Raw genomic sequence first — 21,288 nt, forward strand, 5'->3', positions numbered from 1 at the left:
CGGAGGGCGCACGGATGCGGTCGACACTGCTCGCCTTGCTGTTGGTGGTGACCTCCGCGGTGCCGGTGCAGGCCGCGCCGGCCGCCGGACGCGCCGCGGAACCGGGCAACGGCCCGGAGCGCAACGAGGTCGCCGCCGTCGACCCGCCGCTGCTCGCCGCCGCGCGCGGCGACAACCGGCCCGAGGTCGCGCAGGGCTACCCGCGCCGCACGCTGCTGCGCGTCTACCCCGAGGACGCCGGGGACCGGGCGGCCAAGCTCGGCCTCACCACCTACCACTCGCTCGCGCCGCGCCTGAACGACCTCCAGCGGCGCAGCGACCGCGTGTCGGTCGAGGTGGTCGGCCAGTCCACCGCGGGGCGCGACCTGTACCTGGTGACGCTGACCGCGCCCGAGACGCCCCGCGAGACCCGCCGGCAGGAGGCGTGGCGCTCGCGGATCGAGGACGACCCGGTGGCCGCGCGGCGAGACCCGTTGCTGCGCAACGCCTACAAGGCCCCGGTGTGGATCAACGCGAACATCCACGGCGACGAGTGGGAGGGCACCGACGGCGCGTTGCGCGTGATCGAGGACCTGGCGACGACGTCCGACCCGGCGAAGCTGGACCTGTTGCGCCGCAGCCGGGTGCACGTGAACCTCACGGCCAACCCGGACGGCCGCGTCGCCGGCACCCGCGCCAACGCGGCGGGCTTCGACCTGAACCGCGACTTCGTCACCGCCTCGCAGCCGGAGACCCGGGCCATGCGGGACGTGGTGAAGCGCATCCAACCGTTGGTGGTGCTCGACGAGCACGGGTACGTGACCAACACGCTCATCGAGCCCACCACCCCGCCGCACGGCCAGAACTACGACTTCGACCTCTACATCAAGCACGGTTACGCGGGCGGCCTGCGCATGGAGGCGGCCGTCGCGGCACTCGGTCACCCGGAGACGGCCAAGCCGGAGATCCCGTTCCGCGACTACGAACCCGGCGTCTGGGACGGCTGGGCCCCGATCTACACCGCGCAGTACTCGATGTTCCACGGCGCGGTGGCTTACACGATCGAGGTGCCCATGCGGGTCAACCGGGCCGACTACACGACGCTGCCGGTGGAGGAGCTGCGCCGGCGGTCCCGGATCAACACCGACGTGGTCGAGGCGACCGTACGCAGCGCCTTGGCCTACGTGCGAGAGCATCGGAGTGCGTTGGTGGACAACCAGATCGAGATCTTCCGGCGCGGCGACGCCGGCGAACCGCAGCGCCCGGTCCCGGACGGCTACGTGCCCGGCTTCGGCCCGGAGGACCGTTACACGACGGAGTTCCCGCGCGCTTACGTGATCCCGGTGGGGGCGGGGCAGCGTTCGGGTCCCGCCGCGGCCCGGCTGGTGGACCACCTGGTGGCCAACGACGTGCGCGTGTCGCGCGCGGACCGGCCGTTCGTGCTGGGTGGGCGGTCTTATCCGACCGGTTCGTACGTGGTGGACATGCACCAACCGAAGCGTGCCCTGGCCAACGTGATGCTGGAAGCGGGGCGCGACCTGTCCGGCGACGTGCCGGTCATGTACGACATCTCCGGCTGGAGCCACCGGTTGCTGTGGGGCGCGTCGGTGGACGTGGTGCGTTCGGGCCGGCTGGACGTGCCCGCGCGCGACGTGGTGGCGGCGTCCCCGACGGGGTCCGTGGACGTCGCGCCGGGGCGGGACCTGGCGTTGAGGTTGGCCGACGGCAAGGACGCGGCGGCGGTGAACGACCTGCTGGCGCGCGGGATCGAGGTGCGGCGGCAGGACGGTGGCGTGTTCGTCGTGCCGGCGTCGGCGCGGGCGTTGGCGGTCGAGGTGTCCGACCGGTACGGCGTCCGGTTCACCGAGGGGACGGCCGGCGGGGTGCTCGTGCGGCGGCCCGTGATCGCGGCGGCGGTGGCGTCGGACGAGCTGAAGGCGTTGCGGGACATGGGTTTCGAGGTGCGGCCCGTGTCCAACGCAGTGTTGGACGGCGGGTTCGACTTCAGCCGGGTGGACGTGCTGTTCGTGTCGTCGGGGTTGCGGTATTCGGCTTTGGGGGCTCCGGCTCGGGCGGCTGTGGACGGGTTCCTGGCGCGTGGCGGGTTGGTGACGCGCGGGGCGACGGGGGCGCGGTTCAACGCCGAGGCCGGGGTGTTGGCGGCTCAGGCTGTCGCGGGGAAGGAGGACGCGAACGGGGTCGTGGCCGTGGTCGACGGGGACGGGGAGACCGGCCACTCGTTCGTTTATGCGCCCCAGTGGTTCGTGGGGTTGGGGGACGGGGTGGTGGTGGAGCAGCGGTACGCCGGGTCGGTCTTGGTCGCCGGGCACTGGACCACTCGGGCCGACGGGTCGGGTGGTCAGGAGGCGGCGGCCGGGCAGGCGGCGGTGGTGTCCGGGGTTTCGGGGCGGGGTGGGAGGGCTGTGTTGTTCGGGACGGAGCCCTTGTTCCGCGACCATCCGAAGGGGTTGTACTGGCAGGTTGCCGATGCCGTCTTCTCTTGCTTGCCTGGGCTTGTCTGATGCGCTGATGCGCTCTAAAGCGGATGCGCGAGCGCTCTCAAGATCAAGATCAAGATCAAGAGCGAAGAGCGAGAGCGAAGAGCGAAAAGCGGCGCTCGCCGCGCGGCAGGCCCCCGGGGGGTGGAAGGGCGTCGGTTCGTCCCCCGCACGGCCTGCCGGAGGCAACCACAGATCGCCGGGGTCGGCCAAAAAACTTTCGCTCGTTCCTCGCGAAACTTTTTCAGGCCGACCCCGGCGATCTGTGGTTGGGCTGCGCCCAGGCCGTACGGGGGACGAACCGAGGCCCTTCCTGTGGCTTGGCAGCCCTTTGAAGTGCTTACCGCGCCGCGTGCGGCCGATTGTCGGTGCTCGGTGCGTCGATGGAAGCGGGGGCCGGAGGCCGAAGACCTGTGCGTTTTGCCTGGTCAGCGCGGGTTGGCTAGTCTCGGCCGCTGGTGCCGCCTTGCGGGCGGACCAGGATCACTACTCGGTCGTCGCTGGAGATCGGGGTGCCGCCCGGGGCCTTGTTCACCGTGCCGGCCAGGGCCGTGCGGTCGTCCAGGGCCAGCATCGGGCCCAGGCGGCCGAAGCCGTCCTCGCCGGTCAGCGTCGCCTCCGGTTTGCCGGTGAAGCTGCCGTCCGGGTTCATCGGCAGGGTCAGGGTGCCGGGTGTGTTCGCCGTCGTCAGCCACACCGCGTCCGACAGCGACGAGCAACCGCTGACGCCCGGCTTGTCCGGCCACGACCACGCCGGGGTCGTCAGCGCCTTGCCCGCCTCGACCCGGTAGAGCACGTCCGCCGACGGCGTCCAGTCGGTCACCCACGTCTTCGTCCCGTCCAGCGACGCGCACAGGCCGCCCGGCGAGCGCAGGCCCGACGCGAGCACGCGGGAGCCCTGGGTGGGGTTGCCGCGCGCCGGTTGGCCGGAGCCGTCGATGCGCAGGACCTTGCCGGCCAGCGAGTTCGGGTCGGCGGCCGACGCGGGGTTGCCGGCGTCGCCGGTGGCCACCAGCAGCGCGCCGGTGCGGTCGTAGGCCAGCACGCCCCGGTTGCCGGTCGGGCCCTTCGGGATGCCGGTCAGGACCGGCTTCGGGACGTCGCCCGGCGCGATGCGCAGCACGCGGTTGTCCGTCGCGGTGGTCGCGTAGACGTAGATCAGCTGGTCTTCGGCGTACGTGGGGGACAGGGTCAGGCCCGTCAGGCCGCCGTCGGACGACGCGTCGACTTCGAACGCGTGCACCAGGACCGGGTCCACGTCCTTGCTCACCCGGACCAGGCGGCCCGTGGTGCGCTCGGTGGCCAGGGCGGTGACCGCGCCGGTCGTCTCGTTCACGTCGGCCAGCGCCACGCCGGACACCGGCGCCAGGCACGTCCCGACCACGGCCGGGTGGAAGTCCTTGCAGCCCTGCGGCGGGGGGACGGGCGTGGGCTGCTGGCCCGGTTGCTGACCCTGGCCGGGGCCCTTGGGCAGCTCGCCGGGGAGTTCCGGGCGGGGGCCGGCCTGGGGGGTGAGCTGGGGCGCGGGGCTCCAGCCGGTCGGCGCCGGCTGCTCGGGGAAGCTCGCGCAGCCGACGGCCAGCAGGCCGACGGCGGACCCGATGAGCACCGCACGCAGTCGAGACACGACACCCAGGTTAGGCGCGCCGCCGTGAACGTGAGGTGAGCAGGTCTTGCAGGGCGTCCTCCACGCCCGCGACGCGGTCGAGCAGCAGGGCCAGTTCGGCGACCACGACGTCCGGGTTCTCCAGCGGCAGGAAGTGGGTGTTGCGCAGCACCCGCACCCTGGCCTGCGGCAGGCCGGCGACCGGGCCGAGCAGGCTGTCGGCGGACGCCAGCCAGTCGTACCGCCCGGCCAGCACGGTGGTGGGGCACGTCACACCGGTCAGGTCCAGGCGCGGCGTGCGGCCCAGCGCGAGCGCCAGCGTGAAGTACCAGCGCCAGTCGTGCTTGAGGAACTGCCGCAGCGTCCCGACCAGCGGCGACGGCAGGTCCGGCACGGGCAGGCGGTGCAGGACGGCGTCCAGCAGGGGACCGGCGAGGCGCAGCGCGGTCGCCGACGACACGCCCACCAGGCGGCGGACGTCCCGCGGCACGCCCGGCACGCCGAGCACGCTCGCGAACGGGTCGCCCGCCGCGCCCGCGACCAGCATCAGCCCGGACACCCGCTCGGGGTGCCGCAACGCGAGTTCGGCGGCGATCGTGACGCCCATGGACCAGCCCATCACCGGGCACCGCTCGACGCCCGCGTCGTCCAGGGCGGCGATGGCGTCGGCGACGTGGTCGTCCACGGTGATCCGCGCGGGGTCGTCCGGGCGGGCGGAGCCGAGGGTGCCGCGGTGGTACCAGCCGAGGACGCGCGCGGCGGGCAGGGCGGGCCAGGCGGTGGGCACCGCGCCGAGCCCGGGGCTCAGGAGCACGTCGGGCCCGTCGGTGTCGGTGCGCCAGACCCGGATCCGCGTGCCGTCCGCCGAGAAGACCTCGTGCTCCCGCATGGCGGCCAGTGTGCCGTAACGTGCGGTGCCGTGACATTCACCGTTCTGGTGCCCGACGACCTCGGTGTCCGCGTCCTGTCCGACGTGGAGGGTGTGCGGGCGGTCAAGTACGAGGTGGGCGCGCCGTTGCCGCCCGAGGCCGCGCACGCCGAGGTGCTGGTGCCGAAGTTCCTGCAGAGCACCGATCCGGCCGAGTTCTTCGCCCGGTTGCCGCGGTTGCGGTTGGTGCAGTTGCTGTCGGCCGGGGCGGAGCGGTTCATCGGTACGTTGCCCGATGGGGTGGTGTTGTCGACGTGCCGGGGCGCGCACGGCGGCTCGACGGCGGAGTGGGCGATCGGGGCGCTGCTCGCGATCTACCGGGACTTCCCGGTGTTCGAGCGGGCGCGGCGGGAGCGCCGGTGGGACTACCACGTGACGGACACGTTGCAGGGCAAGCAGGTCCTCGTGGTGGGCGCGGGTGACCTGGGTGAGCAGTTCCGGCGGCGGGCGGAGCCGTTCGACGCGTCGGTGACGCTGGTCGGGCGGACCGCGCGGGACGGCGTGCACGGGGTGGACGAGCTGCCCGAGCTGCTGCCGCGGTTCGACGCGGTGCTGGTGGTGGTGCCGCTGACCGACGAGACGACCGGGATGGTGGACGCGAAGTTCCTGGCCGCGATGAAGGACGGGGCGATCCTGGTCAACGCGGCGCGCGGACCGGTGGTGGACACGGACGCGTTGGTGGCGGAGTTGTCGTCGGGGCGGTTGCGGGCGGCGCTGGACGTCACGGAGCCGGAGCCGCTGCCCGCCGACCATCCGCTGTGGACGGTGCCGGGGCTGTTCCTGACGCCGCACGTGGCCGGGTCGTGCACCGGGCACGCCGAGCGGGCGTACGCGGTGGTCGCGTCGGAGGTGGCGCGCTTCGCCCGGGGTGAGGAGCCCCGGAACCTGGTGCGCGGCGCGTACTGACCACTCACCCCGGTAGGCAAATTAGCCCATTCGGGTGAAGGGTGGCGGCGTATCGGACGCTCGCGGTCCTCCTCCGAACCTCCTAACGTGCGGGTGCGTGGCTACCCACGACGACCGCTCGAAGTCCTCGGCTTCGAGCGGCTACTCCGACGACGGTTTCTACTCGACCTCGACATCGAGCGGAGGGGCGCACCACTTCGACGCCGGCACGCAGACGTTCGGGAAGGACACGACGGCGTTCACCGCGCCCAGCGCGTTCGACAAGGACACCAACACCTTCGACACCACGGGGTACACCCCGGTCGCCGACTACGACGACACCCCGGCCACCTCGCACCTGGATGACGAGGACGAGCGCAAGCCGTTCGGCTGGTCCGCCGGCGCCGACCTGGGCCTGCTGGTCCTGCGGCTGGCGCTGGGCGGGGCTTTCCTCGCGCACGGCCTGCAGAAGGTCTTCGGGCTCTTCGGCGGGCCGGGCATCAACGGCTTCGCGGAGTCCCTGCGGGAGGCGGGCTACCGCGAGGCGCAGATCCTGGCGTGGGTCACGGGGATCACCGAGCTGGCCGGCGGCGGCTTGCTGGTCCTGGGCCTGTTCACGCCGTTGGCGGCGGCCGGCCTGCTGGGCGTGATGGCCAACGCCATCGCCCTGCGGTACCGCGGCGGGTTCTTCGCGCCGAACGGGATCGAGCTGGAGGCGGCGTACGCGGCGATGGCCTTCGCGGTCCTGTTCGCCGGGCCGGGCCGGGCGGCGTTCGACTACAACCGCAGCTGGTTCCGCCACCCGCTGCTGTCCGGCTTCCTGTGCCTGCTCCTGGCGGCGGGCGCGACCGCGGCCACCCTCTACGTCTTCCGCTGACACCGCCCGGACACCCGCGACCCGCCCCCACTCGCCAGAGCGCGGGGCGGGCCGACGGGGCACAACCGGGTCAGCGGTTCACGTCGCGGACCGCGCCCATCGACGCGTCCGTGGCCATGCGGGCGTAAGCGCGCAGCGCCGACGTCACCGGGCGGACGCGGTCGGCCGGCTGCCACGGGCGTTCCGACGCCTCCATCTTCGCTCGCCGCTCCGCCAGCACCTCGTCCGGCACCAGCAGCTCCAACCGGCGCTCGTGGACGTCGATCAGGATGCGGTCACCGTCCTCGACCAGGCCGATCACGCCACCGCCGGCCGCCTCGGGGGACACGTGCCCGATCGACAACCCCGACGTGCCGCCGGAGAACCGCCCGTCCGTGATCAGGGCGCACTTCTTGCCCAACCCGGCGCCCTTCAGGAACGCCGTCGGGTGCAGCATCTCCTGCATGCCCGGACCGCCCGCGGGGCCCTCGTAGCGCACGACCAGCACGTCACCGGGCTGGATCTGCTTCCCGAGGATCACCGACACGGCCTGCTCCTGCGACTCCACGACCCGCGCGGGCCCCTCGAAGCGCCACAGGTCCTCGTCGATGCCCGCCGCCTTGATCACGGCGCCGCGCTCGGCCAGGTTGCCGTGCAGCACCGCCAGGCCGCCGTCCTTGGTGTACGCGTGCTCGACGTCGCGGATGCAGCCGCCCGCCGCGTCCGTGTCCAGCTTCGACCAGCGGTTGGTCGTGGAGAACGCCTGCGTCGTGCGCACGCCGCCGGGAGCGGCGTGGAACAGCTCGACCGCCTCCGGGGACGGCGAGGCGGCGCGGACGTCCCACTTCGACAGCCAGGACGCCAGGTCGGGGCTGTGCACCGTCCACACGTCCTCGTTCAGCAGGCCCGCGCGCCACAGCTCGCCCAGCAGCGCCGGGATGCCGCCCGCCCGGTGGACGTCCTCCATGTGGTAGTCGGAGTTCGGCGACACCTTCGACAGGCACGGCACCCGCCGGCTCAACGCGTCGATGTCGGCCAGGGTGAACTCGATCTCACCCTCCCGCGCCGCCGCCAGGATGTGCAGCACGGTGTTGGTCGACCCGCCCATGGCCATGTCCAGCGCCATCGCGTTCTCGAACGCCGCCCGGGACGCGATCGAGCGCGGCAGCACCGACTCGTCGTCCTCGCCGTAGTACCGCCGGCACAGCTCCACGACCGTCCGCCCCGCCTCCGCGAACAGCTCGCGCCGCGCCGCGTGCGTGGCCAGCGTCGAACCGTTGCCGGGCAGCGCCAGGCCCAGGGCCTCGGTGAGGCAGTTCATCGAGTTCGCGGTGAACATGCCCGAGCACGACCCGCACGTCGGGCACGCCGACCGCTCGACCACGGCCAGGCCCTCGTCGTCCACCTCGGGCGACGCCGACGCGGAGATCGCGGTGATCAGGTCCGTCGGCGCGACGGCCACGCCGTCCACCACGACCGCCTTGCCGGCCTCCATCGGACCGCCGGAGACGAACACGACCGGGATGTTGAGCCGCATCGCGGCGTTGAGCATGCCCGGGGTGATCTTGTCGCAGTTGGAGATGCACACGATCGCGTCGGCCTGGTGCGCGTTGACCATGTACTCGACCGAGTCGGCGATGATCTCGCGCGAGGGCAGCGAGTACAGCATCCCGCTGTGGCCCATGGCGATGCCGTCGTCGACCGCGATGGTGTGGAACTCGCGCGGCACCCCGCCGGCCTCGCGCACCGCCTCCGCCACGATGTCGCCGAGGTCGCGCAGGTGCACGTGACCGGGCACGAACTGCGTGTACGAGTTGGCGATGGCCACGATCGGCTTGCCGAAGTCGGAATCGGTCATGCCGGTCGCGCGCCACAGCGCGCGAGCGCCCGCGGCGTTGCGGCCGTGGGTCGTGGTGCGGGAACGGAGCGGTGGCACGGCTCCTCCAAGAGAGAGGTACTGCGAAGAACGTGTCCGAAGCGATCCAGTGCGTGGGGTGGGCACCGGGCGTGACGGGGGTGCGGTGACTTAGAGGCTACTCCGCCGCAAAGCGTCCGTGACCAGCACGCCGGCCAGCGCGAGTGTGATGACGTGCACGGCCGTGCACCACAGGCAGATCTTGCCGATCAGCAGCAACTCGGCCGCGACCAGGTAGACCACGAACAGCACGCCCACGGCCACCGACCCCAGGCGCAGCCAGTGCAGCCGCTGGTCGCGCCACGCGAACGGCAGGCACAGCACGGTCACGAACGCGAAGAACGCCAGCCCCAGCACCGCCACGGGGACGCCGAGCAGTTCCGACTGCTCACTGGTGGTGACGGTCCCGCAGTCGATCACCTCGCCCTCGGCGCACAGCAGCGCGCCGGCCGAGTAGTGGGCGACGGTGAGGTAGGTGGACACGGCGAGCCCGGCCAGCGCCAGCGCCAGGCTGACCCCGGGCACCCAGCGGGTCTGCGTGGTGGAAGTCACTCCGCTGACTCTACGGAGCCGGGCGCCGCGTTCGGGTCCGGCACCCGGCCGCCGCTGACCGACGAAAGGGCCCCCAGGTGCACCGCCCGGACGGCGGGCAGCCGAACCAGCGAGTCGTCCCGGAGGACCGCGCTCAGCCACCCCTTGGGGACGACCTTGATGGCCTTCACGTCGTCCCACGCCACGACCCGCTTGCCGAAGGTGCTGCGCGCCACGAGCTGGGACGAGTCCACCGTGGTCCGGTTGCGCAGCACCCACACCGCGTACCCGACGGGCACCGCGTAGAGCACCTGGAGGCCGGGCACGGTCCAGGCGACCGGCGTCACGCAGATCGCGATGGTCAGGGCGGCCAGCAGGGCGGGCGCGGGGATCCGGAACACGAGCTTGTCCACGTCACGTGATGCTGCCACCGTGCCACCGGACGGGTGACTCCACCCCTCGTTCACGCACGAAGGGGTGCCCACCATCCGGGAGTGCCGTCCCGCACAGTTGACGCCCCTTGCGGTTCACGGTTAACGTCACCGGCATGCAGCGCAACCTCGTTCTCGTACTTCCCAGGCGCGTCGACGCCTAGGCAGTAGCAAGGCTGCGTCGACGCGCGACCCTCGTACGACCCGTCCAGATCGGGTTGGCGAGGGTTTTTTCGTGCCCGGACCGTGCATTCTCCACACCCACGAGGCAGAGAAGATGACCAGCGCAACCTCGCGACCGGCTCCCGGCGAGTCGCCGTCGCCCCGCCCTGGACCGCGGCCGAAACCGGCCCCGCCGAGCGGTGCCCCCGTCCGCGTGACGGGCGCCCAGTCCCTCGTCCGCTCCCTCGAAGCGGTCGGCTGCGAGGTGGTGTTCGGCATCCCGGGCGGCACGATCCTCCCTGCCTACGACCCGCTGCTCGACTCCACCAAGGTGCGCCACGTCCTGGTCCGCCACGAGCAGGGCGCGGGCCACGCCGCGACCGGCTACGCGCAGGCCACCGGCAAGGTCGGCGTCTGCATGGCGACCTCCGGCCCCGGCGCGACGAACCTGGTCACGCCGCTGGCCGACGCCAACATGGACTCCGTCCCGGTGGTCGCCATCACCGGCCAGCAGACCCGCGGCCTGATCGGCACCGACGCGTTCCAGGAAGCGGACATCTGCGGCATCACGATGCCGATCACCAAGCACAACTTCCTGGTCACCGACCCGGCCGAGATCCCCCGCGCGATCGCCGAGGCGTTCCACCTGGCCTCGACCGGCCGCCCCGGCCCGGTCCTGGTGGACATCCCCAAGGACGTCCTGCAGGAGATGACGTCGTTCTCCTGGCCGCCGGAGCTGCGCCTGCCCGGCTACCGGCCGACCACCCGGCCGCACGGCAAGCAGGTCCGCGAGGCCGCCAAGCTCATCGCCGCGGCCAAGCGCCCGGTGCTGTACGTCGGCGGCGGCGTCATCAAGGCCGAGGCGTCGGCCGAGCTGCTGCGCCTGGCCGAGGAGACGAAGATCCCCGTCGTCACCACGCTGATGGCGCGCGGCGCGTTCCCCGACTCGCACCCGCAGCACCTGGGCATGCCCGGCATGCACGGCACCGTCGCGGCGGTCGCGGCCATGCAGAAGTCCGACCTGCTCGTCGCCCTGGGCGCCCGGTTCGACGACCGGGTCACCGGCCAGCTGTCCACGTTCGCGCCGGACGCGCAGGTCGTGCACGCCGACATCGACCCGGCCGAGATCTCCAAGAACCGCCGCGCGGACGTCCCGATCGTGGGCGACTGCAAGGAGATCATCAGCGAGCTGATCGACGCCGTCCGCACCGAGAAGGAGAACTCGAAGCGGACCGTGGACCTCGCCCCGTGGTGGGAGCAGCTCGACGCGCTGCGCGGCACGTTCCCGCTGGGCTACGACTGGCCCGAGGACGGCACGCTGTCCCCGCAGTACGTGATCGAGCGGATCGGCGCGCTCACCCCGGCCGACACCCTGTTCACCGCGGGCGTCGGGCAGCACCAGATGTGGGCGGCGCAGTTCATCAAGTACGAGAGCCCGCGCACGTGGATCAACTCCGGCGGCCTGGGCACGATGGGCTACGCGGTGCCCGCGGCGATGGGCGCGAAGGCGGGCGTCCCGGAGGTCCAGGTGTGGGCCATCGACGGCGACGGCTGCTTCCAGATGACCAACCAGGAGCTGGCCACCTGCGCCATCGAGGGCATCCCGATCAAGGTCGCCGTCATCAACAACGGCAACCTGGGCATGGTCCGCCAGTGGCAGACCCTGTTCTACGGCGAGCGCTACTCCAACACCGACCTGGGCACGCACAAGCACCGCATCCCCGACTTCGTGCTGCTGGCCGAGGCGCTGGGCTGCGCCGGGCTGCGCGCCGAGTCCAAGGACGAGGTGGACGCCGTGATCCAGCAGGCGATGGAGATCAACGACCGCCCGGTGGTCATCGACTTCGTCGTGGGCAAGGACGCGCAGGTGTGGCCGATGGTCGCGGCGGGCACCGGCAACAGCGAGATCATGGCCGCGCGGGGCATCCGCCCGCTGTTCGACGAGGACGAGTGACGATGACGAGGCACACCCTGAGCGTTCTGGTCGAGGACAAGCCCGGCGTCCTCGCGCGGGTGGCGGGCCTGTTCTCCCGCCGCGGCTTCAACATCGAGTCGCTCGCCGTGGGACGCACCGAGCACCCCGAGATCTCCCGGATGACCATCGTGGTCTCCGTGGACGAGCTGCCCCTGGAGCAGGTCACCAAGCAGCTCAACAAGCTCGTCAACGTCATCAAGATCGTGGAGCTGGAGACGACGGCGTCGGTGCAGCGCCAGCTCCTGCTGGTGAAGGTGCGCGCCGACGCCACCGTCCGCAGCCAGGTCCTGGAGACGGTGCAGCTGTTCCGCGCGAAGGTCGTCGACGTGTCACCCGAAGCGGTGACGGTCGAGGCCACCGGCACGTCCGAGAAGCTCGACGCGCTGCTGCGGATGCTGGAGCCCTACGGGCTCCGTGAGATCGTCCAGTCCGGCATGGTCGCCATCGGCCGTGGCGCCCGCTCCATCACCGCGACCGCGGTGCGCTGATTTTTCGGATCCACGAAGGGAAGTACTGAACAGTGAGCGTCGAGATCTTCTACGACGACGATGCCGACCTGAGCATCATCCAGGGGCGCAAGGTCGCGGTCATCGGGTACGGCAGCCAGGGCCACGCCCACGCGCTGAGCCTGCGCGACTCCGGCGTCGACGTGCGGATCGGTCTCCGCGAGGGCTCGAAGTCCGCGGCCAAGGCGGAGGAGGAGGGCCTGCGCGTCCTGTCCAACGCCGAGGCGGCGGCCGAGGCCGACGTGATCATGATCCTGGCGCCGGACACCGCGCAGCGGCACATCTACGCCCAGGACATCGCGCCCAACCTCAAGGACGGCGACGCGCTGTTCTTCGGCCACGGCTTCAACATCCGCTACGGCCTGATCGAGGCCCCGTCCAACGTGGACGTGGCCATGGTCGCGCCGAAGGGCCCGGGCCACCTGGTGCGCCGCCAGTTCGTGGACGGCAAGGGCGTGCCCGCGCTGATCGCGGTCGAGCAGGACGCGTCGGGCAACGCGCAGGCGCTGGCGCTGGCGTACGCCAAGGCCATCGGCGGCACCCGCGCGGGCGTCATCAAGACGACGTTCAAGGAGGAGACCGAGACCGACCTGTTCGGTGAGCAGGCGGTGCTCTGCGGCGGCGCGTCCGCGCTGGTGCAGGCGGGCTTCGAGGTGCTGACCGAGGCGGGCTACGCCCCGGAGGTCGCCTACTTCGAGTGCCTGCACGAGCTGAAGCTGATCGTGGACCTCATGTACGAGGGCGGCATCGCCCGCATGCGGTACTCCATCTCGGACACCGCCGAGTACGGCGACCTCACCCGCGGCCCGCGCGTCATCACGCCGGCCGTGAAGGAGGAGATGCGCAAGATCCTGGGCGAGATCCAGGACGGCACCTTCGCCACCGAGTGGGTGAACGAGGACGACGCCGGCCGCGGCAACTACAAGAAGTTGCAGCAGGAGGGCGAGCAGCACCCGATCGAGGAGGTCGGCAAGAAGCTGCGCGGCCTGATGTCCTGGGTCGACCGGCCGATCACCGAAACGGCCTGATCACGAGCCACTCACCAGACGGAGCCCGCGGTGTTCTCACTCGCCGCGGGCTCCGGTATACCTACCCGTCATGAGTGACAGCGCGCCGATCTACGACGACAAGGCCCACGTCCGGGGCAACCTGGACCTGACCGGCGCGTCGTGGATCCGCAGCGACGAGGGCGCGGAGGACGAGGACGAACACGTCGAGATCGCGTTCGTCGAGCACACCGACGGCGTGACGTACACGGCGATGCGCAACTCCGCCCACCCCGAGGGCCCGGTGCTGGTCTTCACTCCGGCCGAGTGGGAAGCGTTCATCCTGGGCGTCAAGGACGGCGAGTTCGACGAACCCTGGTGATCCCGCCGTGGTGTCGAGGATCGTTCCCGCGGGGACATTTGTCCAAGACCGGGAGCCGGTGGCCCGCGCAGCATCTCCCGCATGGGCGAGAACGGTGTTGAGCATTCGCACGGGATCCACGTGGTGCACGACGGCCCGCGGCAGGCGCCGCCGCTGTTGCTCATCCACGGGTCGGGGGCCTCGGGCGCCTCGTGGAGCCCGGTGGTCCCGGCGCTCGCCGACCACCACCACGTCATCCGGGTCGACCTCCCGGGCTGCGGCCAGTCCCCGCCCCCGGCGTCCTACGACGTGCCCGCGCAGGCGAGCCGGGTGGCGGCGGTGCTCGACGACCTCGGCCTGCGCCACGTCGCCGTCGTCGGGCATTCCAGCGGCGGCTACGCCGCCACCGCGCTCGCCGAACAGCGCCCCGACCTGGTGCGGTCGGTCGCGCTGATCAGCAGCGGCCCGCGCCCGGAGGCGCTGCTTCCCCAGCCGTTGATCTTCCGGGTCCTGATGGGGCCGCCCCTCGGCCCGCTGATCTGGTCGAGGCGTTCGGATGCCATGATCCGCACGGGAATCGGGGCAACGACCGCTCGCCCGGTGGAGATAGCCGACGAGGCGGTCGCCGATCTCAAGCGGACCTCATACCGCGCCTTCAGGATGTCGTTGCGCCGCAACACCGCGTACATCGCGGAGCGCGGCGTGCCCGATCGTCTCGCCGCCCTCGCCGTCCCGGTGCTGGTGATCTTCGGCGCCGCCGACCCGCGCTGGGACCCGTCGTCGGCGCACCAGTACGAGGTGGTGCCGAACGCGCGGATCGAGTTGCTGCCCGGCGTCGGGCACATCCCCATGCTCGAAGCACCCGAGACGACCGGCGAACTGCTGCTGGACTGGACCTCGCGGCAACGGGTCGTCGGCGCCCCGCCCACGGCCTCCGATGCCTAGACTGGCCACGTGACGCCGACCGGGGCACCACCGGACTGGACGACGGTGGACATCGCGGTCCCGCGCCGGCCGGATCGGCTGCCGGGGATCAGCATGGCCGGGTTCCGCCGGCGCGTCCCCGCTCCCCTGGACATCGCCATGGTCGCGCACCCGGCCGTCACCCTGCTCATCGACCTGGGCGGGGGAGAAGGCATCGTCTGCGACAGCCGCGGCCGGCACGAGCGCGGCAGCGTCGTCATCGGGCTGATGCCCGGCGAACTGCGGGCGGGCGGCGACGTGGGCGAGTGTCTCCAGATCCGGCTGGAGCCGGACGTGGCCGCCGCGGCGCTCGGCGCAGCACCCGAGCTGAGCGGGACGATGGCTCCCCTCGCGGACGTCTGGGGTCGCGACGCGAGGCGGGTCGAGGACAGGTTGCGCGCCGCCGCGTCGTGGGACGAGCGGTTCACCATCGCGGCCGACGCCCTCGGCCGACGGCTGGAGTCCCGCTCGCCGGTCGATCCGGAGGTCGCCCACGCTTGGCGGCGGACGCTCGCCGGCCGGGGACTGGTACGGGTCGACAGCCTGGCGGGCGAGGTCGGCTGGAGCCGCAAGCGCCTGTGGTCCCGCTTCGGGGCCCAGCTCGGAAGCAGCCCCAAACGCGTCGCCCGACTGGTGCGGTTCGACCACGCGGCCCACCTCCTCGCGGCGGGTCGCGCCGCCGCCGGCGTCGCCGCCGAGAGCGGCTACGTCGACCAGTCCCACCTCCACCGCGAGGTCAAGGCGTTCACCGGGCTCACACCCTCGGCCCTGGCCGTCGCGCCGTGGCTCGCGATCGACGACATCGCGTGGCCGGCCTCATCGCCGACGCGGAACCCCGCAGCGGCAGGCCGCCGCATCCCCGACGTCTGGTGAACCGCCATCGGGTTCGAGGACCTCCAGCGGACGTCCAAGTAGAACGGTCGTACCGGAAACCAGCAGGTGAGACACGGCACCCGGGTTCACCGGAGCGGACCGCCGCTGACTATGCTCGTTAACAACCCGGACACATCGCCGTGGCCGGCCGGCGCGGGTCTCGGCTCGCTGGATACGGCCCCGCGCTCCCCACCCGTCTTGCACACCACCGGGAGCACGTCCGTGACCAAGCCCGTTGTCCTGATCGCCGAGAAGCTCGCCCCGTCCGTGCTCGACGTGTTCGGCGACGGTCTCGAAGTGCGCCACGTCGACGGCACCGACCGTCCCGCGCTGCTCGCCGCCGTGGCCGACGCCGACGCGCTGCTGGTGCGCTCCGCGACCAAGGTGGACCGCGAGGTGTTCGAGGCGACCACGAAGCTCAAGGTGGTGGCCCGCGCGGGTGTCGGCCTGGACAACGTCGAGGTGCCGGTGGCGACCGAGCGCGGCGTGATGGTGGTGAACGCGCCGACGTCCAACATCGTCAGCGCCGCCGAGCACGCCGTCGCCCTGCTGCTGGCCACCGCCCGCCAGGTCCCGGCCGCGCACGCCACCCTGCAGAACCACGAGTGGAAGCGCAGCAGGTTCAACGGCGTCGAGGTCCACGGCAAGACCGTCGGCGTGGTCGGCCTGGGCAAGATCGGGCAGCTGTTCGCGGCGCGGCTGGCCGCGTTCGGCACCACGATCATCGCCTACGACCCCTACGTGAGCGCGCAGCGCGCCGCGCAGCTGGGCATCGAGCTGGTGACGCTGGAGGAGCTGCTGGAGCGCTCCGACTTCATCTCGATCCACCTGCCCAAGACGCCGGAGACCAAGGGCCTCATCGGCGCGGAGCAGCTCGCGAAGGCCAAGCGGGGCGTGATCATCGTCAACGCCGCGCGCGGCGGCCTCGTCGACGAGCAGGCGCTGGCCGACGCGGTGCGCGACGGCCAGGTCGGCGGCGCGGGCATCGACGTGTTCAGCACCGAGCCCACCACCGAGTCGCCGCTGTTCGGCCTGGAGAACGTCGTCGTCACCCCGCACCTGGGCGCGTCCACCACGGAGGCGCAGGACCGGGCGGGCACGGACGTGGCCAAGTCGGTGCTGCTGGCGCTGCAGGGCGAGTTCGTGCCGGACGCGGTGAACGTTCAGGGCGGTGGCGTGGTCGGCGAGGAGGTCCGCCCGTACCTGCCGCTGGTGCAGAAGCTCGGCACGGTCGTGTCGGCCCTCAGCTCCAAGGCCCCGACCAGCGTGACCATCGAGGTGCGCGGCGAACTGTCCAACGAGGACGTGGCCGTCCTGCCGCTGGCCGCGCTGCGCGGCGTGTTCTCCAGCGTGGTCGAGGAGCAGGTGACCTTCGTCAACGCGCCGAGCCTGGCCGCGTCGCTGGGCGTGGCGGTGGACCTGGTGAAGGAGCCGGAGAGCGCCAACCACCGCAGCCTGGTGACCATCCGCGCGGTCCACGCCGACGGCTCGACCACCACGGTGTCGGGCACGCTCACGGGTCTGGACCAGGTGGAGAAGCTGGTCGGCATCAACGGCCGCAGCTTCGACCTGCGCGCCGAGGGCAACGTGCTGCTGCTGGAGTACCCGGACCGGCCGGGCGTGATGGGCACCGTCGGCACCCTGCTCGGCGAGGCGGGCGTGAACGTCGAGGCGGCCCAGATCAGCCAGACCAAGGACGGCGCGGACGCGTTCATGCTGCTGCGCGTGGACCGCCCGGTGGACACCGCCGTGCTGGACCCGATCGGCGCGGCGGTCGGTGCCCGCACGGTGCGCGCGGTCGACTTCGAGTGAGCTGAGGTTCCTTCGGGGCCGGGGTCCGTCGCGGACCCCGGCCCTTCGCGTCCTGTGGGGGATGCGGCGCGGGTGGCGTGGCGCGGCGGCTTGGCGGGCGTGTTGCTCGGCGGCGGGCGTGCGCCGTGAGGGCGGGCGGTGCAGGCGTGCGGCGGGCGGGCGTGCGCCTGGCGGGCGCGGCGGGCCTGCGGCTGGCGTGCGGCTGGCAGGGCGGGCGTGCGGCTGGCGGGCGCGGCGGGCCTGCGGCTGGCGCGGCGGGCGTGCGGCGGGCGTGCGGCGGCGGGCGTGCGGCGGCGCGGCGGGCGTGCGGCTGGCGGGCGCGGCGGCTTGGCGCGGGCGTGTGGCTCGGCGTGTGGCGTTCGTGATGCGTGGCGTGGTCGGGTTGTTACCGGTTTCCCGATCTGGTTATATCGCCGCAGGTCCCGGTGGTGTGACAGTTCACCGTTGATTGTCAAATCTGTGGTTGTCGTCACTCGGTCGGAGTAATCGTCCGGCTCTCTAGAGCGATTAGGTTCCCCCACGAGGTTGACCCGGTGCCGTAGAGGGCACGGCACCACGCGGGCGCCTGCCCCCTACCCGATGTGGCTGGGCCGCCCGAGGGTCGTATCCGACCTCATTTGGGGCACGTTGTGAGCCGATCTCGCGTTGTCGCCAGATCAGCCGCACCGGTGCTGGCCGCGATCCTCCTCGCGGCTTCCACCGGGACGGCACTGGCCGCGGAAGATCAGCTGGCGGAGTCCGTCGCGACCGCGAACGGGCTGGACGCCGGCAAGTTGCAGTTGAAGGTGGGCAAGCGGCTGTCGTCCGCGCAGGGCAAGGTCACCGCGTTCGTCGAGCTGGAGGCCAAGCCCGCCGTCGACACCTACGCGGAGAAGACCAGCCAGGGCGCGTCGAAGCAGCAGGCGAAGGACGCCGCCAAGGCCACCAGGAACGACACCGGCCGCAAGGCCGACCAGGTCGTCGGCGAGCTGAAGGCCAAGGACTCCGCCACCAAGGAGCTCTACCGGACGTCCAACGGCGTGCCCGGCGTGGTCGTCACGGCCGACGCCGACAAGGTGCGCGAGCTGGCCCAGCGCCCGGACGTGAAGTCCGTGCGCACGGTCGTGCCGAAGTCCCGGCAGAACTCCAGCGCCGTGCAGCTGACCAACACGCTCAAGTCGTGGCAGCAGTACGGCAAGCTCGGTGACGACGTCCGCGTCGGCATCATCGACACCGGCATCGACTACACCCACGCCGACTTCGCCGGTCCGGGCACGATCGAGGCCTTCCAGGCCATCGACGAGACCAAGGTCGACGCGAGCTACTTCCCGACCGCCAAGGTCGTCGGCGGCTACGACTTCGTTGGCAACGCCTACGACGGCGGCAGTACCGACCCGGCGGTCAACACGCCGAAGCCGGACCCGAACCCGATCGACTGCAACGGCCACGGCTCGCACGTCGCCGGCACCGCCGCGGGCTTCGGCGTCAACGCCGACGGCACCACGTTCACGGGCGACTACACCAAGCTCACCGAGGACTCGCTCAACGCGATGCGCATCGGCCCCGGCACCGCGCCGAAGGCCCTGCTCTACGCGCTGAAGGTGTTCGGCTGCGACGGTTCGACCAACGTCACCGCGCAGGCCCTGGACTGGTCGCTCGACCCCGACGGCGACGGCGACTTCTCCGACCACCTCGACGTGGTCAACCTGTCCCTGGGCTCGGACTACGGCGCGCCGGACGACCCGGACAGCCTGTTCGTCCGCAAGCTCAACGCCTCCGGCGTGGTCACCGTGTTCTCCGCCGGCAACGGCGGCGACCTGTACGACATCGGCGGCTCGCCGGGCAGCACCCCCGAGGCGCTGACCGTGGCCAGCACGCGGGACGCGTTCGTGCTGCGCGACGCGGCCGAGGTCGTCGCGCCGACGCCGGGCCGCCAGGCCGGGCAGTACAGCCAGAACTTCAACTACGAGGGCAAGTCGGTCACGGCCGCCGTCGTCCCGTTGAGCGACCCGGGCAACAAGGACGGGTGCCTCCCGCTGTCGGCCGCCGACAAGGCCGCCGTCGCGGGCAAGATCGCCTGGCTGGAGTGGGACGACAACGACGCCAGCCGCCGCTGCGGCTCCGGTGGCCGGTCGAACAACGTCACCGCCGCGGGCGCGGTCGGCGCGGTGTTCTCCTCCACCCTGGAGCACTTCAGCGCGGGCATCGCGGGCAACGCCGCCATCCCGGTGCTGCAGTTCACCGGTTCGGCGACCAACGCCCTGCGCCCGGCCGTCACCGCCGGCACGCTGTCCCTGCGCCTCGCGGGCGACCTGCGCACCGTGCTGCCGACCTACGACCAGTCGATCACCGACACGCCCAGCTCGTTCACCTCGCGCGGCGTGCGCGGCCCGGTCGTCAAGCCCGACGTGGCGGCCCCCGGCGACTCCATCGCCTCCGCCCAGGTCGGCTCCGGCAACAAGACCCTGGTGATCAGCGGCACCTCCATGGCCGCCCCGCACACCACGGGCATCGCGGCGCTGGTCCGCCAGGCGCACCCGGACTGGACCCCGGAAGAGGTCAAGGCCGCGGTCATGAACAGCGCCTCCGCGGACGTGAAGGCCGACGGCAAGACCTACGCGCCCAACCGCGTCGGTTCCGGCCGCATCGACGGCAAGGCCGCCCTGGAGAACCAGGTGCTGGCCATGGTCCAGGACGACCCGGGCTCGGTGAGCGCGTCGTTCGGCACGGTCGAGGTGACCGGGCCGGTGTCGCTGACCAAGACCATCAAGGTGGTCAACAAGTCCACCAAGTGGGTCGACTACACCGTCGACTACCAGGCGCTGACCACCATCCCGGGCGTGCGCTACGAGCTGTCGCAGAAGTCGGTGCGGCTCAGCCCGCGCGGCGTCGCGCGGGTCCAGGTCACGCTGAAGATCGACAAGCCGGGTGACCTGCGCAAGACGGTCGACCCGACGATCGAGGCCACCCACCTCGACGTGCCGCGCCAGTTCCTGGCCGACGCGTCCGGCCGGGTCGTGTTCACGCCGAAGAGCGGCAGCACGGTCCCGCTGCGGGTGCCGGTGTACTCGGCGCCGAAGCCGGCCGCCGACATCAACGCCCCCGACCGCGTCACCTTCCGCGGGCCGGGCACGCAGTCGGTGCTGAACCTGACCGGCCGCGGCGTCAACCAGGGCGCCTACCGGTCCCTGGTGAGCGTCCTGGAGTTGCAGCAGACCTCGCCGAAGCTGCGCGAGTGCCGCCGGTCGGTGACGACCAACTGCACGCTCAACGACACCGCCAAGGGCGGCGACCTGCGGTACGTGGGCGTCACGTCCACCGCGCCGCTGGCCAAGCAGCAGGGCGCCCCGGAGCAGGCGCTGCTCGCGTTCGGCATCGCGACCTGGGGAAACTGGTACAACCTGGGCAACAACACCATCCCGTTCGTCGACATCGACACCACGGGTGACGGCACGCCGGACTACGAGGTCTACGCCAACAAGCTGACCGACACCGACCTCCTGGTCGCGGTCACGGTGGACCTCAAGACCGGCCAGACCGTCGACATCCAGGGCGTGAACGGCCAGTTCGGCGACGTGGACACCAACGTGTTCGACACCAACGTCGTGGTCCTGCCGGTGCTGCTCTCGGCGCTGGGCATCGACGTCAACGCCAACACGTCCCGCATCACGTACACGACCGGTGTGGCGGGCTTCTACGTCGCGCCGGGCACGACGAACGGCCTGGTCGACTCGATCGACACGCCGGCGTCGTTCGACCCGCTCAAGCCGGGCCTGTGGGTGCAGGGCGGCGGCGACGCCGCGCTGTCCTACCTGGCGCGGCCGGGCACGGCGCTCGTGGTGAACCGCGACGCCGAGGCCCTGGCGACCGACGGCTCCGACAGCCTGCTCGTCCTGCACCACCACAACACCACCGGTGACAAGGTGGACGTGGTCAAGACGCGGGTCCGGACCTCGTCGCAGGTGTCGTGACGTAGGACCCGGGGTTTAGCCCACTCTGGCCGGTCGGGACTGCTCCCGACCGGCCAGAGCCGTTTAAGACC

The 21,288-nt window shown here is 71.9% G+C and carries 17 protein-coding genes; 12 read left to right on the forward strand and 5 right to left on the reverse strand.

All coding sequences use genetic code 11. The features are described 5' to 3' along the window. The first annotated feature begins 14 nt into the window (after positions 1-14). Entirely contained in the window at positions 15-2,501 is a 2,487-nt protein-coding gene (locus tag ABD126_RS03855; RefSeq protein WP_343932213.1) for a M14 family zinc carboxypeptidase, read from the forward strand. Between the two features lie 418 nt (positions 2,502-2,919). On the opposite strand, the gene ABD126_RS03860 is transcribed toward ABD126_RS03855, so the two are convergent. Next, positions 2,920-4,104, reverse strand: a complete 1,185-nt coding sequence (locus tag ABD126_RS03860) for a PQQ-dependent sugar dehydrogenase (protein WP_343932214.1) — start codon at positions 4,102-4,104, stop codon at positions 2,920-2,922. 10 nt (positions 4,105-4,114) lie between these two features. Then, complete coding sequence (locus ABD126_RS03865; protein WP_343932215.1) at positions 4,115-4,972, reverse strand: alpha/beta fold hydrolase; 858 nt, start codon at positions 4,970-4,972, stop codon at positions 4,115-4,117. A 30-nt stretch (positions 4,973-5,002) separates the two neighbouring features. On the opposite strand from ABD126_RS03865, the gene ABD126_RS03870 reads away from it, so the two are divergent. Together ABD126_RS03870 and ABD126_RS03875 are read left to right on the forward strand one after the other, a co-directional pair. Then, positions 5,003-5,917 (forward strand): 2-hydroxyacid dehydrogenase, encoded by a 915-nt coding sequence (locus tag ABD126_RS03870; protein WP_343932216.1) that lies wholly within the window; start codon positions 5,003-5,005, stop codon positions 5,915-5,917. Positions 5,918-6,014: 97 nt separating this feature from the next. Continuing rightward, a complete protein-coding gene (locus ABD126_RS03875) occupies positions 6,015-6,773 on the forward strand; it encodes a DoxX family protein (protein ID WP_343932217.1) in 759 nt (252 codons plus the stop codon). 70 nt (positions 6,774-6,843) lie between these two features. Here the strand turns inward: ABD126_RS03875 and ilvD are convergent, their stop codons facing one another. From ilvD to ABD126_RS03890, 3 genes are all read right to left on the reverse strand, one after another. Next, positions 6,844-8,688, reverse strand: a complete 1,845-nt coding sequence (ilvD, locus tag ABD126_RS03880; protein WP_343932218.1) for a dihydroxy-acid dehydratase — start codon at positions 8,686-8,688, stop codon at positions 6,844-6,846. 90 nt (positions 8,689-8,778) lie between these two features. Continuing rightward, complete coding sequence (locus ABD126_RS03885) at positions 8,779-9,219, reverse strand: vitamin K epoxide reductase family protein (RefSeq protein WP_343932219.1); 441 nt, start codon at positions 9,217-9,219, stop codon at positions 8,779-8,781. Continuing rightward, a complete protein-coding gene (locus ABD126_RS03890; protein ID WP_343932220.1) occupies positions 9,216-9,611 on the reverse strand; it encodes a PH domain-containing protein in 396 nt (131 codons plus the stop codon). Before ABD126_RS03890 ends, ABD126_RS03885 begins: the two co-directional genes overlap by 4 nt. Positions 9,612-9,906: 295 nt before the next feature. On the opposite strand from ABD126_RS03890, the gene ABD126_RS03895 reads away from it, so the two are divergent. The 9 genes from ABD126_RS03895 to ABD126_RS03935 all read left to right on the forward strand — a co-directional run bounded on the left by ABD126_RS03895 (position 9,907) and on the right by ABD126_RS03935 (position 21,217). Beyond that, positions 9,907-11,745: an acetolactate synthase large subunit gene (locus tag ABD126_RS03895; protein ID WP_343932221.1), complete on the forward strand. Its 1,839-nt coding sequence runs from the start codon at positions 9,907-9,909 to the stop codon at positions 11,743-11,745. 2 nt (positions 11,746-11,747) lie between these two features. Next, complete coding sequence (ilvN, locus tag ABD126_RS03900) at positions 11,748-12,254, forward strand: acetolactate synthase small subunit (RefSeq protein WP_343932222.1); 507 nt, start codon at positions 11,748-11,750, stop codon at positions 12,252-12,254. 32 nt (positions 12,255-12,286) lie between these two features. Continuing rightward, positions 12,287-13,300, forward strand: coding sequence for a ketol-acid reductoisomerase (gene ilvC / locus ABD126_RS03905; RefSeq protein WP_343932223.1), 1,014 nt, complete (start codon positions 12,287-12,289; stop codon positions 13,298-13,300). A 70-nt stretch (positions 13,301-13,370) separates the two neighbouring features. Beyond that, positions 13,371-13,640, forward strand: coding sequence for a DUF397 domain-containing protein (locus ABD126_RS03910; protein WP_343932224.1), 270 nt, complete (start codon positions 13,371-13,373; stop codon positions 13,638-13,640). 81 nt (positions 13,641-13,721) lie between these two features. Then, positions 13,722-14,564: an alpha/beta fold hydrolase gene (locus ABD126_RS03915; RefSeq protein ID WP_343932225.1), complete on the forward strand. Its 843-nt coding sequence runs from the start codon at positions 13,722-13,724 to the stop codon at positions 14,562-14,564. A gap of 9 nt (positions 14,565-14,573) precedes the next feature. After that, a complete protein-coding gene (locus ABD126_RS03920; protein ID WP_343932226.1) occupies positions 14,574-15,455 on the forward strand; it encodes a helix-turn-helix domain-containing protein in 882 nt (293 codons plus the stop codon). A gap of 222 nt (positions 15,456-15,677) precedes the next feature. After that, entirely contained in the window at positions 15,678-17,267 is a 1,590-nt protein-coding gene (gene serA / locus ABD126_RS03925) for a phosphoglycerate dehydrogenase (protein WP_343932227.1), read from the forward strand. A gap of 146 nt (positions 17,268-17,413) precedes the next feature. Beyond that, positions 17,414-17,632 (forward strand): hypothetical protein, encoded by a 219-nt coding sequence (locus ABD126_RS03930; protein WP_343932229.1) that lies wholly within the window; start codon positions 17,414-17,416, stop codon positions 17,630-17,632. Between the two features lie 264 nt (positions 17,633-17,896). Beyond that, the gene (locus ABD126_RS03935; protein WP_343932230.1) at positions 17,897-21,217 is read left to right on the forward strand and encodes a S8 family peptidase; all 3,321 of its coding nucleotides are present in this window, start codon (positions 17,897-17,899) and stop codon (positions 21,215-21,217) included. The last annotated feature ends 71 nt before the right edge of the window (positions 21,218-21,288 follow it).

This window comes from Saccharothrix mutabilis subsp. mutabilis (assembly GCF_039521145.1).
Lineage (GTDB): Bacteria > Actinomycetota > Actinomycetes > Mycobacteriales > Pseudonocardiaceae > Actinosynnema > Actinosynnema mutabilis.